Source organism: Methylobacterium sp. E-012 (genome assembly GCF_057836545.1).
Genome location: NZ_JBYQEY010000001.1, coordinates 593,100 through 608,849 on the forward strand (window position 1 = coordinate 593,100; position 15,750 = coordinate 608,849).

The window sequence follows — 15,750 nt, forward strand, 5'->3', positions numbered from 1 at the left end:
CCGTGCGAGATACGCTCGGCAGCCCCTCACGCCGCCAGCGCCAGCCCCTCCTCCGCGTCGGCCTCGGCCGCCATGAACTGGGCCCGGGCGAGTTCGGCGAAGCGGCCGTTCTGGGCGACCAGCGCGTCGAAGGTGCCGGCCTCGACGATCCGGCCCTCGTGGAAGACCAGGATGCGGTCGGCGTCGCGGATCGTGGCGAGCCGGTGGGCGATCACGAAGGTGGTCCGCCCCTCCATGACGGCTTCGAGGGCGCCCTGGAGCTTGCGCTCGGTGGCGGCGTCCAGCGCCGAGGTCGCCTCGTCGAGGATCAGGATCGGCGGGTTCTTCAGGAGCGCCCGGGCGATCGAGAGCCGCTGGCGCTCGCCGCCGGAGAGCGACCGGCCGCGCTCGCCGATCACCGTGTCGAGCCCGTCCGGCTGGCGCGCCATGAAGCAGCCGGCCTGGGCCCGCTCCAGGGCGTCGAGCATCTCGGCATCGGTGGCGTCGGGGCGGCCGACCTGGAGGTTCTCGCGGATCGAGCGGGCGAACAGCATCGGTTCCTGGAACACCACGCCGATGTTGTGGCGCAGCGAGGAGAGGCCGATGTCGCGCACGTCGATGTCGTCGATCCGGATCGACCCGGAGGCCGGATCGAAGCTGCGGTGCAGGAGGCCCAGCGTCGTGGACTTGCCCGAGCCGGTGGTGCCGACCAGGGCGATCGTCTCGCCCGGACGGGCCGAGAACGAGACGCCGTCCAGCGCCTTGCGCCGGCCATCATACGAGAAGGCGACATCCTCGAAGGTGACCTCGCCTTCGAACCGCGCGACCTGACGGGCGTGCGGCCGGTCGGCCACCGACGGGACGGTGTCGTAGATCTCGAAGAACTCGGCGATCTTGGGCGCCTGCTGGAACAGGCCGTTGACGAAGCCGACCACGTGGTCGAGGCGCGCCACGAAGGCGGTGGCCAGGCTCATGAAGGCCACGACCTCGCCCACCGTGGTGGTGCCGGCCTGGTAGAGCCAGATGCCGGTGACGAAGATCGCCGTCATGGTGATGGTCGCCGAGGCCCGGGTCGCCACGTTGGCCAGCGCCCACCAGGACAGGACCGGGATCTGCGCGGCGAGCAGGTTGGTGATGATGCCGCGCATCGCGTCCTTCTCGGCCTTGGCGCGGGTGAAGGACTGGATCACCGCGACGTTGCCGAGGGCGTCGGACGCGTGGGCGGCCAGCCCCGAATTGAATTCCTCGACCTGGCCCTGGAGCGCCTCGGTCCGGCGCATCACGAAGGTGGTCAGAACCGTGAAGGCGAGCACCAGCACCACCAGGATCGAGCCGAGCTGCCAGTTGATGAACAGGGTCATCGGCAGGAGCACGACCAGCGAGACCAGGGCGACGAGGTGGTCCCGGAAGAAGCCGAGCCACAGCCAGGCCATGCCGTTGGTGCCCTCCAGCATCGCCTTCAGGACGCGGCCGGAATGGTTGGCCGAGTGGAAGGCGAGCGGCAGGTCGAGGACGTGCTCGAAGTAGCTCGCCATCGACGACAGGCGGTTGCGGTGGGCCAGCCGGTCGGCGTGGAGCGCGATGAACACGCCCGCCGCGATGGTGAAGAAGCCGAACGCCACCCAGGCCGCCAGCAGGGGCAGCATGGTGGTCATGGCGTCGCCGCCGCGCTTGAGATGGGTGAGCTGGTCGATGATCCGGCCCATCAGCAGGGGCTCGGCGAAGGCCGCCACCGCCAGCACGACGTTGGTCAGCGCCAAGCCGATGGCCAGCCGCCGCTCCGCCTTCAGGAAACCCAGGACCCGCCCGTACAGACGAACCATCACGACCGCTCCGCCACCCCTGGCGCGGCCCGTGTGACCCGGGTCCTGCGCCTCGACCTCAGGGGCCGGCGCGGCCGGCGCCCTCGCCGATTCCCCGCAAACCCCTCATACGACAGGGCTATGCCAGGCTCCGCCTGAACGGGCGATGACGGGCCGACACAGGCCGGAAACGGGCGTCTTTACCGTTCGTTCAGCCGGGTTTCCTAACCCTGTGGGCTACCCAGCCGTTTGCGGCCCCCGGGTTCCCTAGAACGATTCGGCATCGGGCACCCGCCTCATGGATCTCGCCACCGCACTCGGCCTGCTCTCGGGCCTCGGGGTCGTGATCGGGCTGATCATGCTCGATGGCGGCCATTTCGGCGCCTACCTGTCCGAGCACGCCCTGGTCGTGGTGTTCGGCGGCGCCACCGCGGCCACGATGATCCGCTTCCCGTTCTCGGTGATCATGCACGGCCTGCCCATGGGCCTGCGCTTCGCCTTCATGATGCGCTCGGTGAAGCCCCAGGAACTGATCGAGGAGATCACCAAGATCGCCGACGTGGTCCGCAAGAGCGGGCCGATCGCGCTGGAGAACATGGAGATCTCCGACCCGTTCCTGGCGCAGGGCGCGCGCTACATCGCCGACGGCTACGACCGCGAGTTCATCCGCGACACGATGGAGCGGGACCGCGACAACTTCCTGATGCATCTCGACGAGGGCTCGAAGGTCTACCGGGCCTACGGCGACTGCGCCCCGGCCTGGGGCATGATCGGCACCATCCTCGGCATGGTGGCGATGTTCGCCAACATGTCCGATCCCTCGAAGCTCGGGCCGGCCATGGCGACCGCGCTGCTCGCCACCCTGTACGGCGCCGTGATCGCCAACCTGATCACCCTGCCGCTCGCCGACAAGCTGCACGTGAAGCTCGAGGAGGAGGACGTGTCCCGCTCGCTGATCATCGACGGCATCCTGATGATCCGCGACCAGAAGAGCCCGACCCTCGTGCGCGAGATGCTGGTCGCCTACCTGCCGCACAACCATCGCGACGCGCTGATGGAGCAGGCGGCCTGAGATGGCGAAATCTTGAGATGGCTCGGCGGAAGCGCGGCGGCGCCCATGGCGGTCACGGCTGGTTCGTGACCTTCGCCGACCTGATGGCCCTGCTGATGAGCTTCTTCGTGATGGTCGCGGCGTATTCGACGCAGGACCAGAAGAAGATGCAGCTGGTGGCGGGCTCCATGCGCGACGCCTTCGGCGTCAACAAGGACTCGAAGTTCGCCGGCATCATCGAATCGGAGGGCCTGCCGGCCGCCGACCACGTGAAGTTCCGGCGCGACATTCCCCCGGATGAGGCCACCGACCGGACCACGCCGCCGCAGCTCGACAAGAGCAGCGCGTTCGGCATGCCCGACATGGGCGAACCGGAGAATTTCGGCCTCGCGGCGGCCTCCCTGCGGCAGGCCCTGCAGAGCATGCCGGACTTCGCCGAACTGTCGAAGAACATCGTCATCGCCCGGACCGAGCAGGGCCTCGACGTGTCGGTCGTCGACCAGGACGGGCGCTCGATGTTCCCGGAGGGCTCGACCCGCCCGAACGAGCGCACGCGGCGCCTCCTGGAGCGGCTCGGTCCGGCGCTCCGCCAGATGCCGAACCGCATCGCCGTCACCGGCTTCACCGCCACCGACCGGCCCGGCCAGCGCCCGGCGGCGCCGCCCTGGGAGCTGTCGTCGGGCCGGGCCGTCAGCGTCCGGGAGATCCTGGCCCGTTCGGGGATCCCGGACGACCGGTTCGCCTCGGTCACCGGCAAGGCCGACACCCAGCCGATGTTCCCCGACAACCCCTACATGCCGGCCAACCGCCGGGTGACCATCACGCTGCTCAGGGAGGCGCCGCCGGTGCCGAACGTGAAGGGGCTGCCGTAGGGGCCCCGCACCCCTACCGCGCGGTGAGCAGCGCCCAGTAGACCTTGTACTTCGAGCCCGGCGCGTAGGCGGTGGCGATGCCCATCTTGGTCGCCCGGGGATCGACCATCGCGGCATCGTGCGGCGCGCTCTCGCGCCAGCCGGAGAAGGCTTCGGCCAGGGTGTGGTAGCCGGCCGAGAGGTTGGCGTTCACGTCCGCGTAGCCGAGCCGCTGGACCGCGGCCTTGACGGTCTGCGCCTGGCTCGGCCGGTCGGCCAGCGCCATCGCGGCGGCCTCGGCCTCCGCCAGCCGCTGCAGCTCCGGATCGACCGCCAGCGGCGGCGCGCCGCGGTTGCGGCGGTAGGCCGAGATCATGTCGCGGGCCGCATCGACGTCGATATGGGCGTTGTTGCTCGCCAGCGGCAGGTAGATGCTCGGCAGCCCGGTCGGGGCCGGCGCCTGGGCGGCGCAGGCGCCGAGCAGGGCCGGAACCAGGAATGTGCCTGCCAGCCGCAGACCCCGTCTCGCGTTTCGTCCGCCCACGTCTCTGAGGTCCCTGCTGCGACAACCGGCTTGGATGCCTCGGCATATAGGTGCGGCCGGGCCGGTTCGCATGGGCTGCCTCACCCCCCCGCGCTGCGCAGGCCGCGGTCGCGCTGCGGCTGGACCGGGGGCGCCGCGGACTCCGCGGAGGCCGGGGCTTCGGGGGCCTTGGCTTCCGGGGCCTTGGCATCGGGGGCCGGCGCCGACAGCCCGAAGCGGCTGGCGATCTCGCCCATGGCGCTCTGCATCGTATCGAGGCCCTGCACGGTGACGATGCTGGCGCCGGGGCCGAGCGGCGGGATGAACCCCGCCCCCGACAGGGTCGAGAACACGGAGAAGTTCAGGTCGGTCTGCACCTTGAGGCCGAGGCTGACATCGACGATCCAGACGAGCAGCTCGAATTCGAGGAACGGGTCGCCGATCTTCCTGAACACCACCCGGGGCGGCGGCTCCTTCAGCACGTCGGGATGGGCCTGCGCGCAGGCCGTGATCATCTCGGCGGCCCGCACCGGGTCCTGGTTGCGCAGGACGCTGACCGTGATGCTCACCCGGCCGGTGCGGTCGCCCCGCACCCGGTTCTTGACCACCCCGGAGATCAGGTTCGAGTTCGGCACGATCACGGCCGAGCGGTCGAAGGTCTGGATCTCCGTGGAGCGCACCGAGATCCGCTTCACGATCCCCTCGGAATCGCCGATCACCACCTGGTCGCCGACCCGGATCGGGCGCTCCCACAGGAGCAGCAGGCCGGAGACGAAGTTGTTGACGATCGATTGCAGGCCGAACCCGATCCCCACCGACAGGGCGCCGGCCACGAGGGTGAGTTTTTCGAGGCTCAAGCCCAGATACGAGAAGGCCAGCGCCAGGGCGAGCAGGAAGCCGCAATAGCCCGCCACCGTGGTGATCGAGTTGCGCAGGCCGGCATCGAGGTCGGTGGCCGGCAGGTAGGTGTTCTCCAGCCAGCGCTGCACCCCGCGGGTGATGAACACGCCGAGCACCAGGATGCCGATCCCCAGCGCGATGCTCGACAGCGAGATTGTCACGTCGCCGACCTTGAAGCCGAAGAAGGCCTGGCGGACCGACGACACGATGTCGGTGGAATCGAGCCCCCAGGGCGCCAGCACCAGGAGCGCGGCCACGAGGAACAGGACGACCCGGGCGGCGCCGGTCGCCAGGACCGAGATCTGGTTCAGCGAGCGCTTGCGCAGGCCGGTATTGGCCTGGAGCGCGGTGGCGAGCCGGGTCTCGTCGCTCAGCGCGCGGCCCACGAAGATGTCGACGCTCTGGACCAGCAGGTAGAGCAGCACCAGCACGCCCCCGGCCCAGATCAGCTGGTCGATCAGGAAGGTCGCGAAGGCGACGTAGCCGACCAGCGCCCCCAGCCCGATCACCGCCACGGCGGCCCAGCCGATGAGGCGGGCCGGCCCGCCGATGCCCGTGGTCGACTTGGTTGGCACGTAGGGGCCGAAGCAGGCCTCCTCCTCCTGCTCGGTGTCGGCGAAGCGGTGCAGGCCGACCGCCAGGATCAGGGCGGTCGCCACGGCGCCCAGCCCCCGGGTGGCGATGGAGATCGGCAGGGCGGCCGAGATCCCGGAATTGAGCGCCTCCACGGACTTCACCACGGTGATCACCGTGGCGATGCCGACCGCCAGCCGGGTCAGGCGCGTGGCCGCGGCGTCACCGACGGGGGCGGGGCGCCAGGCGGGCTTCTCGGGGCTGAGCAGCCCGTCGCAGAGCGCCTCCACGAAGGCGATGAAGGCGAGCCCCCCGGCGATCGCGGCGGCCACCGGCAGGAGCCGGGACGGCAGGAGGTTGGTGGCGTCCAGCGCGTAGTAGACCGCGTAGGACCCGGCCACCGCCGGCACCGTGCCGAGCAGGATCACCCGCCAGGCGGCGAGCAGCGTGGCCCGCCGCGACGGGTCGGTCCGGCCGGAATCCCGGCGGGCGCCCCGGGGGGCGATGTTGCGCCGCCCGAAATACAGCGCGATCGAGATCCCGAAGGCGAGCCCCAGGAACAGCAGGTTGGCGAGGCTGCCGTTGCGGGAGAACAGCAGGCCGATATCGGAGACCGCGCTCTGCAGGGCGCGCGTGTCCCGGGGGATGTCGGCCATCACCTTGGCCCAGAGGCCCGGGCCGATCAGCGGCTGGGAGCGCTGGAACAGGTCGCGGGTGAAGGATTCGCGCCGGCGGTTCGAGACCCGGTCGACGATCTGGTCGCCCTGGACCACCAGGGAGCGGGCCAGGCGCTGGGTCTCGTCGATCCGGGTGACGGCGGCCTCGCGCTCGGCGCGCTGCTCGGCGACGTCGGCGCTCTCCTGGGTGTCCTTGGGCTTCGGCCCGAGCTGGGCCAGCCGCTCGCGGGCGGCCTCGAGGGGCGCGTCGAGCCGCGTCACCAGGGTGCGGATCTCGTCGGTGACCGTGGCGGCGCTGTCGCGGATGGCGGTGAGGTCGGTCACGGTCAGGTCGGTATGCCCGAGCTGCTTCTCGCGGGCGTCGAGCTCGGCCTTGGCGGCGTCGAGCTTGGCCCGCACCGCCTTGAACTGCTCGGGGAGCTCAGCCTGCGCCGGGGCGGCCTTGGTCTCCGCAGGCTTGCTCTCGGCGGGTTTGCCTGCCGGGGCCGGGGCATGGTTTTGCGCGGGCGCCTGGACCGGGACTTGGGCCGGGGCTTGGACCGGGGCTTGGACCGGCGCCTGGGCGAAGGCCGACAGGGGCGCGGCCGCCGGGAGGCCGAGCATCAGCGCGGCGAGCAGGGCGGGGAGGCGCGACCGGCGCGCGCCGCCCTCCGGCTTCCGGCTGCGCGCTTGCGCATGGATCTGCGCACGAGTCATGGGCGACCTCTCGTCGGGCGTGCCGGACGCGCGGTCGGGCTCCGGCATCGGCGAATCGGCGGCGACAGGGGACCGGGCGGGCCTCCTGGAGACCCGGCGCTCTGGGCGAGCAATGGGGCGAAACCGTGCTCCTGCCCATCCCGTGCCGGATTCGGCGCGGCCTCCGCCCGGGGCGGCATCCTGTGGGTGCGTCCTGTGGGTGCGTCCTGTGGGTGCGTCTCTGGGCCCGGCCGGAAAAGCTTCACAAGGGTGTCACGCTGGGATTAGATGAACATCCTATGGACAGGGCCTTTTCGTCATCACGCGGAAGGGTATGGCCGGTGATCGCGCCGGCCCGGCCCGGCCGCGTTCCGGATCTGACCGCCTCGACTGGCGCCCCCGCGCGCCGGCCCGCAGCCCTGTTGTTCCTCCGCCTCTCCCCCCAGGCCGACGCCCCGCGCCCCGGCCCGCATCGGCCCCGGGCCGGTTCGGACGGGCCCGTGCGGCGTCGGCCTGGTCCCGCGCGTTATCCGCGTCAGAGTCAGTCTGAAGAGTCGCGCCGATGATGGATCTTCAAACCCTCGTCCTCAACGCGGATTATCGGCCGCTCTCCTATAATCCGCTCTCCCTCTGGTCCTGGAAGGACGCCTTCACGGCTCTGTTCCTCGACCGGGTCACCCTGGTGGCGAGCTACGACGTCGAGGCGCGCTCGCCCTCGCGCTCCCTGCGGGTGCCCAGCGTCGTGGCGCTGAAGAACTACGTGGCCCTCGCCCGCAGCCCGGCCTTCACCCGCTACAACATCTACCTGCGCGACGGATTCAGCTGCCAATATTGCGGCCTGCGGCTGCCCGCGGGCGGCCTGACCTTCGACCACGTGGTGCCGCGCTCCCGGGGCGGCCTGTCGAGCTGGGAGAACGTCGTGGCGGCCTGCTCGCCCTGCAACCTGCGCAAGGCCAACCGGACCCCGGCCGAGGCGGACATGCCCCTCATGACCGAGCCGCGCCGGCCGACCCGCTACGAGCTGCACCACCGGCAGCCCGAATTCGACCACCGCCAGTACCACCACACCTGGCTCGACTACCTGTACTGGGATAGCGAGCTGGAGAGCTGAGGCCGGCGCATCGCATACCGGGCTGTCGTGGACCCGATAAGCACGTAAAACACCGCTATAAGCGCGTCACGTCCCTCGGGAGGCCGGGTTTTCCTGATCGCCCGAGGGCGTTTCTTTTCCAGGCTTGCCGGCATCAGTCGGCATCACCGCCTTTCATTCTGGGATCAGGCGGTGTCCGATCCGTTGAAACGTGAGGGCGGCAGCGGAAAGGTCGCCTGCCCGTCGGACGCGCACAGCAGAGAAGGCCTGGCCGCCGAACGCGGGTTCGACGCAGTCGATTGCGGCCCTGATCACCGCCTGGCGAACGCCGTGCACCGCAGCGGTTCGCGTGAGCGCGCCCCTGCTGGCATGAACGGCCTCGCCCACGGCCCGCAAGGCGATCTCTAGAAAGGCGACCTGACATAGATCGGATCTTCCACGGCGTCTTTCGGGACGTTTCCTGCGGCGGCCATCGTGATGGTCATCCAAGCGGTCGCCGCCTGTTTCACGCCAAATTGCCGCTCGACCCACAACAGGAAGGACCGCGTACCCATCAGGTCAATGTCGATATGCTCGACCAGTTGGATAGCCGCCCGCGCTTTCCTGTCGTCCACGATGGTCACGACAGCTTGTCCGTCCCCGACGACGGCTTCCACTCCATCGAGCACCTGTAGGATGCTCTGTTCTCCGAGATCCTTCCAAACTGGCTTCTTGTCCGGCGGACGGCCCGAGAGCTCCCAGAGGTCCATGGCGTTCCTATAGGCCGTTCCTACCCCGGTCGGCTGGACATGGATGCGGTACGCGTTTCGTTCGAACCATGCCGCGATGCCAGCGCGATGTCCTGATCGGGGGTCGTCCCCGGGATCAGGATCGCGCAAGGCTTCCTCCTTCACCATGTCGGTTACCCAGACTTCCGCGCCGACGACGAACAACCAATCCAAGGCATCGCCGCCGATCCAACCCAACAGCGAGAGGGGCGTGTTATCCGGGATGAGGAGGCGTGGGACGCGCTCGTCACGATGCTCAGCGCCCACCCTCATGAACGAGACCCGAAACGCCTCTCCACGGCGCGGATCTCGGCCTCGACCGCGTCTTGGTTACGGTTGTTCAACGCATCGTCGGCCATGGCGAGCGCACAGGCTCGTAGGTCGGACGTGTCGTATCCCAGTGGATCGACGGGAAGTCCGCGGCGCACGACCGGACGGCTCCTGGGCAATGACACCGGTTCCCCCGACGCACGTTTGAGCCGGACGAACTCGTCGACCGACATCATCACGGAACGCGGCTTTCCATGGCTGGTGATAACGACGACGTCCGATGCGGCTGCGCGCTGAACGTCGCCCGTCCGCTGCTGCAGATCGAGGGATGTAAAGGCTTGCATCGAAGAACCTCTCGGAGGCCAAGATACACAATCACGTGTTTTACGTGATTGTGCAATCAGGATGTGCCCCGCTTCCTCCTCTACTGCAGGAGACCGTGCGGCGACCGTGCCATGGCGATGGTCGGTCGCTACGCACAGGAGTCCTCTCGCCCCAGCCCATTACGGCATCGGGATGGGGGCCTCGGGCGGATGCAGCGGTCTGCAGGGTCGCGAGTCCAGGCCCCTGAGATGACCGTAACACCCTTATGGGGCTGCGCCCCCCTGGACATGACGTGCTTACCGGGTGGAACGACACGCCCTTACGAGGCCGACACCTGCCGCCGATCAGTCACTGAGCAGTCCGCGAGTCCGTCTTTATGGGGTGCGCCACACGGGCATCTCTGAGCCGGAGCGCGCGCACCAGGACGCTATGTGGGCGCGGCACCGCGGCGACCTCGCGTCCAGCGTGCGGTGGTCCAAGCCTTGACGGGTCCCGACGACGCGCTGGAGATCCCGTCGGCTGGCCGCTCGTGCAGGGTCGGCGATCTCTACCGGGACACGCGGCGGCAACCACGGAGGCCGCGAACCTGATCGACGCGCAGGGCCGGATGGGGTGGAATCCTCACCAAGCCGGCGCGGAGCGCGGCGGCGCGTTGTACATCGGGACGTTGTGGTTGCGCGGCAGGTAGTCCCGCACCAGCACGGGCGGCGGGACGAACGGGACGATCCGCACCAGACCCCTGTGGCGGATGACGCGCGGCTCGGGCCGGTCCCCGGGCCAGGGCGCGGGGGACGCCAGGACGGGCCCCGCGGCGAGCAGGGCCGCGGCGACTGCGAGACAGCGACGAACGCGCATGGACAGGCTCCCGCCGGCAGGCAATATCGGACCGTGCCGCATCAGAACTTGATCGCCGCGCCGGCGCGGACGGTGTTCAGGTTGACCTTGTGCCCGTCGAAGTCGCTGAACAGGACATATTGGTATTCGGCGCGGAGCAGGATGTTCGGGGTGATCGCGTACTCGATGCCGGCCCCCGCCGCCGCGCCGGCGACGACCTTGGTCTTCGACTGCGCCTGGAGCGCGGTGAACGGTGTCCCGTTATAGGGCGCGCTGGGGTTGAAGGCCGTATAGCCGAAATTGTTCACGTAGGTCGGCGTCCCGCCCAAGTTGGCGTTGTAGGCGGTCAGGTTGAACCCGTAATTCTGGTAGGATGTCGAATCGGCGATGCGCGCCCGCCCGATCGCCACGCCGCCGGTCACGTAGGGCATGAAGTTCTCGAACGCGTAGCCGATCCGCGCGCGCAGCGTGCCGTAATCGTTGACCCGGGTGGCGGTGGACCCGTTCAGGCTCACGACTTCGTAGGTGCCGGCGGCACTGGTCTGGCTGCGGCCGAGCCCGTCGCTCGAAACACCCATCCGGCCGAAATAGGTGTAATCGGCCTCGACGCCGAAGACGAACTGGTCGAACTGGACGTTGTAGCCCGCGAAGGCGCCGAAGCTCACATCGCCGACACGCTTCGACGACGGGTTGAGGAGGGTCGAGGCCCTGAAGTCGGACTCGCCCGTCGTATCGTGCGAGTCCCGATAGATCAGGGGCTGCAGCGCACCCTTGGTGCCCAGCGTCGCCGAGGTGTAGCCGCCGTGACCGCCGACATACACGCCGCTCCAGTCGATCACCCGAACCGAAGCCGGGACCGGATCGTACTCGGCGCCGCGCAGATAATCGTAGTCCAGGTCGGCGGCCCGGGCGGTGTTGGCGCCGCAGAGACCGAGAACCGCCAGCAGCGGAAAGGTGACGGTACGCATCGGGATCGTCCTGGGACTGACGTGACGAACGGCGGATCGAGCCTCGACTCAGTGATAGTCGAGTAACCTTAATCATCCGTTGCCCGATATGAATTTCCATGTCGCAATGCTGCTCAAGCGCTGTTTTCGACCCTCGCTCGGATGACATCGATCGTGATCGAAGATGTCTCCGGTTGCATCCGGTGCTCGCGCGGCGGCCCCGGAACGCGAAACGGCGCGGAGGTCATCCGCGCCGTCGCCGTCCGGTGGTGAGATCGGGGTGCGATCAGTACTTGCGCACCAGCGGGCCGGGGACCGGCTCCGGCATCAGCGGCGGCAGGGGGGCCGACACGACGCCGCCGAGGTAGTAGCGCAGGCCGATCTTCACGTCGTGCGCCTCGATGTCCTTCACCTTGATCGCCTGCAGGCTGCCGGTGCAGCACGGCACGTAGCCGGCGCCGGTCTCGGCCTTGCCGAGGTTCAGGTAGCGGTAGGCCAGCTCGATCTTCAGCGCGTCGGTCACGTTGTAGGCGAGACCAGCATGGAGCGCCCAGGCGAAGCTGCCGTAGGACTTGTCCTTGTAGAACTTGCTGCCGCTGTTGGTGTTGTAGACCGGGTTGCCGTTCGAGTCGTAGACCGGCTTGTAGTTGTAGGACGCCTGGCCGCAGCTGCAATCGTAGTTCGGGTTGCCGTAATCGTAGCCGTAGGTCGGGCTGGTGAACTGCTGGTTGGTCGAGTAGGACGAGATGTGGTTGAAGGCGTAGCCGACGCCGCCGCCGATGAACGGCGTGATGCCGTACCACGTGCCGAGATCGAAATACGCGTTGGCGAGCACCACCGCGGAATCGAAGTTGCCGCTCGACTTGTTGACCCCGTAGGAGCCGAGGCCGTCGTCGTAATCCGGGCCGCGGTAGTATTCGCTGCCGCGCAGGCCGGTGGCGTAGCGGTACTCGCCGGTGATGTCGCCGCGGAAGAACGGGGTGAACTGGTAGCCGACGCCGACGCCCGCGAAGCCGCCGCCGCCGATCTCGTTGCCGAAGGAGCGGTTGGCGTCCGGGTAGCCGGTGTAGTCGTAGGCCGTGCTGTATTTCGGGCGGTTGTAGACGCTGGCGCCCACGTCGCCGCGCAGGTACCAGCCGCCGCCGACCTCGATCGGTTCGGGCGGCGGCGGGGGCGGAGGCAGCAGATCCGCCGCAACGGCGAGGCAGGGCGCGCCGACGCTCGCCGCGAGCGTCAGGCTACGCACCAAAGCGTTGAGCTTGGAGCGGGCCATAAGAATTCCTTTACTGGATTCGTGAGCCCGACGCTCGGCGTGCGTGCTCTTGGTTTACCCTGTGAAGAATGCGGGCAACGTCTTAAATCCGGCTTAACGTTAAGTCTTAGGCTTGCATGTTTTCGCCTGGCCTGCGCAAACCGTTGCTCCGCAAATATTGGTCCCTGTCCAATGCGGAGCGTCTCCACGCCCCCGAGGATCGAACCGTACGTGAGGAAGACTGCATGAGCCGCCCGCTCCGCGCATCCCCGCGTGGCCGGTTCCGGCCCGGCGCGGCGGCGTGAGCCGATGCTGCCCGAGGACGTGCGCATCCTGGCGCTGATGCTGCCCGAGGCGGTCTCGGGCGCCCATAGCGGCAACCCGGATTTCCGCGTCGGCGGCCGGGTGTTCGCGACCCTGTGGGTCGAGGAGGCGCGGGTCGTGCTGCGGCTCGCCCCCGCGGATCAGGCCGACCTGTGCGCGGCCGAGCCGGACCTGTTCACGCCCCTCGACGGGGCCTGGGGCCGGCGCGGTTGGACCAATCTCGACCTCGACCCCTGCGAGGAGGAGGTGCTTCGCACCGCCCTCCTGGCGGCGTGGCGGATGACGGCGCCGCCGGACCTGCGCGCCGCCTACGACTGAGCGCCCAGGTCCTGGTTTCGAAAGGTCGAGACCTTTCGCGGGTCCAGGGCGGAGCCCTGGTGGAGATATCAGGGGCTCCGCCCCCGAACCCCGCCAAAGGGCTCGCCCTTTGGAATCCCGAACTTTAGGCCGCGGCGCGGGTGACGGCGTCGACCACCTCGTCGACCACGTCGTTGACGAGGCTGCGGTCGTCGCCCTCGGCCATCACGCGGATCACCGGCTCGGTGCCGGAGGGGCGGATCACCAGGCGGCCGCCATTGCCCAGCCGCTGGCGGGCATGCGCGATGGCGCTGACCACGCTGTCCTGGCGGAGCGGCTCGCCGGTCCTGTAGCGGACGTTCTTGAGGATCTGCGGCAGCGGCTCGAAACAGTGGCAGACCTCGCTCACCGGCCGCTCCTGCCGCTGCACGACGCTGAGCAGCTGGAGCGCCGCCACGAGGCCGTCCCCGGTGGTGGTGTAGTCCGACATGATGATGTGGCCGGACTGCTCGCCGCCGAGATTGTAGCCGTGCTCGCGCATGTGCTCGAGGACGTAGCGGTCGCCCACCGCGGTGCGGGCGAGCGTCAGCCCGAGGCCGCCGAGGTAGCGCTCCAGGCCGAGATTCGACATGATCGTGGCGACCAGCCCCGGCTGGGTGAGGCGCTCGTCCTCCTGCCAGGACCGCGCCACCACCGCCATCAGCTGGTCGCCGTCGACCACGTGGCCCTTCTCGTCGACGATCAGCACCCGGTCGGCGTCGCCGTCCAGCGCGATGCCGATATCGGCCCGGCGCTCGCGCACCTTCGCGATCAGCGCCGCCGGGGCGGTTGAGCCGACATCGCGGTTGATGTTGAACCCGTCCGGCTCGGTGCCGATGGCGATCACCTCGGCGCCGAGTTCCCACAGGGTCTCGGGGGCGACCCGATAGGCGGCGCCGTTGGCGCAGTCGACCACCACGCGCAGCCCGTCGAGCGTCACGTGCCGCGGCAGGGTGCGCTTGGCGAACTCGATGTAGCGGGCATGCACGCTCTCGATGCGCTTGGCCCGGCCGAGATCGTTCGAGGCGGACAGGCGCTTGTGCATGTCGGCGTCGATCAGCCCCTCGATCTCGTGCTCGATCGCGTCGTTGAGCTTGAACCCGTCGGGGCCGAACAGCTTGATGCCATTATCCTCGAACGGGTTGTGCGAGGCCGAGATCATCACCCCGAGATCGGCCCGCATGGACCGGGTCAGCATCGCCACCGCGGGCGTCGGCACCGGCCCGAGCAGCAGCACGTCCATGCCCACCGAGGTGAAGCCCGCCACCAGGGCGGTCTCGATCATGTAGCCGGAGAGGCGGGTGTCCTTGCCGATCACCACCCGGTGGCGGTGGTCGCCGCGCTGGAACACGAGGCCCGCCGCTTGGCCCACCTTGAGGGCGAGTTCCGGGGTGATCACCCCGTTGGCCCGGCCGCGGATGCCGTCGGTTCCGAAATACTTGCGCACCATCACGATCTCCGGTGCCGGGCTCGCCGCCGGCCGACATACCGACAGTCTAGCCCGACAGAACTTAGCAGATTGGGCAGTTGCCGGGGGCTCGCGCCGGCGGGGTGACCCGGGTGCTCCGCGACAAAGGCGGTCGAAATGCGGCGCCGTCCGACCCGGGCCCTACAGCAGCCGCGGCAGTGCCGCCGCCAGCAGGGTGATCCCCGAGACGGTCAGGAGGCCGAGCACCAGCCGGCGGAAGCCCGTCTCGCTCAGGCCGACATAGGCCCGGGTGCCCAGCAGGACCGGGATCAGCATGGCGGGCAGCACCACGGCCAGCATCGGCAGCGCGGCCCGGGTGACCAGGCCGGAGCCGAGATAGACGGTCATCGTGACGGCCAGCATCGCGAGGTTGAAGTTCTGGATGATCGCGCGCTGCGTGTCGCGCTCGTAGCCGCGCAGGACGCACCACAGGGTCGGCAGCGCGCCGGTGAAGCCGCCGAGACCGCCGAGCAGGCCGCCGCTCAGGCCGACCGCGGCATCCGCCAGCCGCCCGCCCGCATCGATGCGCGGCAGGTCCCTGGCCAGCAGCATGGCCGGGCACCACAGGACCAGCAGGGCGCCCAGCACCAGCTTGAACCAATCGGCGTTGAGATGCGGCAGCAGGAGCACCCCCAGGGGGACACCGGCCAGCCCGCCCAGCAGGAACGGGGCGAGGCGGGCCCGGTCGAAGCCGCGCCGGACCGTGACGGCGGCGACGATCTGCCCGGTCAGGGATCCGGCCACCGCCAGGATCGCGGCCAGTTGCGGGTCGATCACCCAGGCCCAGAACGACAGGGCCACGAGGCCGAAGGCGAAGCCCGACAGTCCCTGCACGAACCCGGCGACCGCGGCCCCGAGGCCGACGACGAGATACACGGACAACGGCATCAGTGACGTGGCTCGAAGAGATCCAACCCTGGTCTTTCCAATTCGCTCGCCCGATCCGAGCCTCCGGCCGAGCTTTCGCGCGGTGTTCACGGACAGGCGGGGCGGATTGTCATGCTGGCCAGCGGGAGGCTCGGCTTAGCCAATGCATTCCGAAACAGGCCCGGCGCGTAGAACCCAACAAAAAAGGGCGCCTCGCGGCGCCCTTCTCGTTGCGTTGCC

At 69.2% G+C, this 15,750-nt stretch carries 15 protein-coding genes; 5 read left to right on the forward strand and 10 right to left on the reverse strand.

Going from position 1 to position 15,750, the window contains the following annotated elements; all coding sequences use genetic code 11:
* Positions 1-26: 26 nt before the first annotated feature.
* Positions 27-1,802 carry a glucan ABC transporter ATP-binding protein/ permease gene (locus tag AC3IF1_RS02750; protein WP_243973116.1) on the reverse strand — a complete coding sequence of 592 codons (1,776 nt, stop codon included), beginning with the start codon at positions 1,800-1,802 and terminating at the stop codon, positions 27-29.
* Between the two features lie 277 nt (positions 1,803-2,079).
* Between AC3IF1_RS02750 and AC3IF1_RS02755 the strand changes: the two genes are divergently transcribed.
* Both AC3IF1_RS02755 and AC3IF1_RS02760 read left to right on the forward strand, forming a co-directional pair.
* Entirely contained in the window at positions 2,080-2,853 is a 774-nt protein-coding gene (locus AC3IF1_RS02755; RefSeq protein ID WP_243973114.1) for a motility protein A, read from the forward strand.
* 17 nt (positions 2,854-2,870) lie between these two features.
* Positions 2,871-3,704 carry an OmpA/MotB family protein gene (locus AC3IF1_RS02760; protein WP_243973112.1) on the forward strand — a complete coding sequence of 278 codons (834 nt, stop codon included), beginning with the start codon at positions 2,871-2,873 and terminating at the stop codon, positions 3,702-3,704.
* Positions 3,705-3,717: 13 nt separating this feature from the next.
* Here the strand turns inward: AC3IF1_RS02760 and AC3IF1_RS02765 are convergent, their stop codons facing one another.
* Both AC3IF1_RS02765 and AC3IF1_RS02770 read right to left on the reverse strand, forming a co-directional pair.
* Entirely contained in the window at positions 3,718-4,227 is a 510-nt protein-coding gene (locus tag AC3IF1_RS02765; protein WP_489215679.1) for a CAP domain-containing protein, read from the reverse strand.
* A gap of 80 nt (positions 4,228-4,307) precedes the next feature.
* Positions 4,308-7,052, reverse strand: a complete 2,745-nt coding sequence (locus AC3IF1_RS02770) for a DUF3772 domain-containing protein (protein WP_489215681.1) — start codon at positions 7,050-7,052, stop codon at positions 4,308-4,310.
* A gap of 541 nt (positions 7,053-7,593) precedes the next feature.
* Here AC3IF1_RS02770 and AC3IF1_RS02775 point away from each other — a divergent pair.
* Positions 7,594-8,142, forward strand: coding sequence for an HNH endonuclease (locus tag AC3IF1_RS02775; protein WP_243973106.1), 549 nt, complete (start codon positions 7,594-7,596; stop codon positions 8,140-8,142).
* A 171-nt stretch (positions 8,143-8,313) separates the two neighbouring features.
* The gene (locus tag AC3IF1_RS02780) at positions 8,314-8,529 is read left to right on the forward strand and encodes a hypothetical protein (protein ID WP_489215684.1); all 216 of its coding nucleotides are present in this window, start codon (positions 8,314-8,316) and stop codon (positions 8,527-8,529) included.
* Here the strand turns inward: AC3IF1_RS02780 and AC3IF1_RS02785 are convergent.
* The 5 genes from AC3IF1_RS02785 to AC3IF1_RS02805 form a co-directional block, all read right to left on the reverse strand.
* Positions 8,526-9,155, reverse strand: coding sequence for a hypothetical protein (locus AC3IF1_RS02785; RefSeq protein ID WP_489215686.1), 630 nt, complete (start codon positions 9,153-9,155; stop codon positions 8,526-8,528). The genes AC3IF1_RS02780 and AC3IF1_RS02785 overlap by 4 nt on opposite strands.
* A gap of 2 nt (positions 9,156-9,157) precedes the next feature.
* Entirely contained in the window at positions 9,158-9,502 is a 345-nt protein-coding gene (locus AC3IF1_RS02790; protein WP_243973100.1) for a type II toxin-antitoxin system Phd/YefM family antitoxin, read from the reverse strand.
* Positions 9,503-10,103: 601 nt separating this feature from the next.
* A complete protein-coding gene (locus AC3IF1_RS02795) occupies positions 10,104-10,337 on the reverse strand; it encodes a hypothetical protein (RefSeq protein ID WP_243973098.1) in 234 nt (77 codons plus the stop codon).
* 41 nt (positions 10,338-10,378) lie between these two features.
* A complete protein-coding gene (locus AC3IF1_RS02800) occupies positions 10,379-11,284 on the reverse strand; it encodes an outer membrane protein (protein WP_243973097.1) in 906 nt (301 codons plus the stop codon).
* Positions 11,285-11,549: 265 nt separating this feature from the next.
* The gene (locus AC3IF1_RS02805; RefSeq protein WP_243973096.1) at positions 11,550-12,536 is read right to left on the reverse strand and encodes an outer membrane protein; all 987 of its coding nucleotides are present in this window, start codon (positions 12,534-12,536) and stop codon (positions 11,550-11,552) included.
* 288 nt (positions 12,537-12,824) lie between these two features.
* Here AC3IF1_RS02805 and AC3IF1_RS02810 point away from each other — a divergent pair, with 288 nt between their 5' ends.
* A complete protein-coding gene (locus AC3IF1_RS02810) occupies positions 12,825-13,157 on the forward strand; it encodes an MmcQ/YjbR family DNA-binding protein (protein ID WP_243973127.1) in 333 nt (110 codons plus the stop codon).
* A gap of 124 nt (positions 13,158-13,281) precedes the next feature.
* Here AC3IF1_RS02810 and glmM read toward each other — a convergent pair whose 3' ends face one another.
* Positions 13,282-14,622, reverse strand: coding sequence for a phosphoglucosamine mutase (gene glmM, locus AC3IF1_RS02815; RefSeq protein ID WP_243973125.1), 1,341 nt, complete (start codon positions 14,620-14,622; stop codon positions 13,282-13,284).
* Positions 14,623-14,784: 162 nt separating this feature from the next.
* On the reverse strand, positions 14,785-15,531 hold the full coding sequence (locus AC3IF1_RS02820) for a sulfite exporter TauE/SafE family protein (protein ID WP_489215690.1): 747 nt from the start codon (positions 15,529-15,531) through the stop codon (positions 14,785-14,787).
* Positions 15,532-15,750: the final 219 nt, after the last annotated feature.

Coding starts and splice junctions, on each gene's coding strand:
- AC3IF1_RS02750 (WP_243973116.1), bottom strand. CDS start 1,802: ATGGTTCGTCTGTACGGGCGGGTCCTGGGTTTCCTGAAGGCGGAGCGG.
- AC3IF1_RS02795 (WP_243973098.1), bottom strand. CDS start 10,337: ATGCGCGTTCGTCGCTGTCTCGCAGTCGCCGCGGCCCTGCTCGCCGCG.
- AC3IF1_RS02775 (WP_243973106.1), top strand. CDS start 7,594: ATGATGGATCTTCAAACCCTCGTCCTCAACGCGGATTATCGGCCGCTC.
- AC3IF1_RS02770 (WP_489215681.1), bottom strand. CDS start 7,052: ATGACTCGTGCGCAGATCCATGCGCAAGCGCGCAGCCGGAAGCCGGAG.
- AC3IF1_RS02810 (WP_243973127.1), top strand. CDS start 12,825: ATGCTGCCCGAGGACGTGCGCATCCTGGCGCTGATGCTGCCCGAGGCG.
- AC3IF1_RS02755 (WP_243973114.1), top strand. CDS start 2,080: ATGGATCTCGCCACCGCACTCGGCCTGCTCTCGGGCCTCGGGGTCGTG.
- AC3IF1_RS02820 (WP_489215690.1), bottom strand. CDS start 15,531: ATGCCGTTGTCCGTGTATCTCGTCGTCGGCCTCGGGGCCGCGGTCGCC.
- AC3IF1_RS02800 (WP_243973097.1), bottom strand. CDS start 11,284: ATGCGTACCGTCACCTTTCCGCTGCTGGCGGTTCTCGGTCTCTGCGGC.
- AC3IF1_RS02760 (WP_243973112.1), top strand. CDS start 2,871: ATGGCTCGGCGGAAGCGCGGCGGCGCCCATGGCGGTCACGGCTGGTTC.
- AC3IF1_RS02805 (WP_243973096.1), bottom strand. CDS start 12,536: ATGGCCCGCTCCAAGCTCAACGCTTTGGTGCGTAGCCTGACGCTCGCG.
- AC3IF1_RS02790 (WP_243973100.1), bottom strand. CDS start 9,502: ATGCAAGCCTTTACATCCCTCGATCTGCAGCAGCGGACGGGCGACGTT.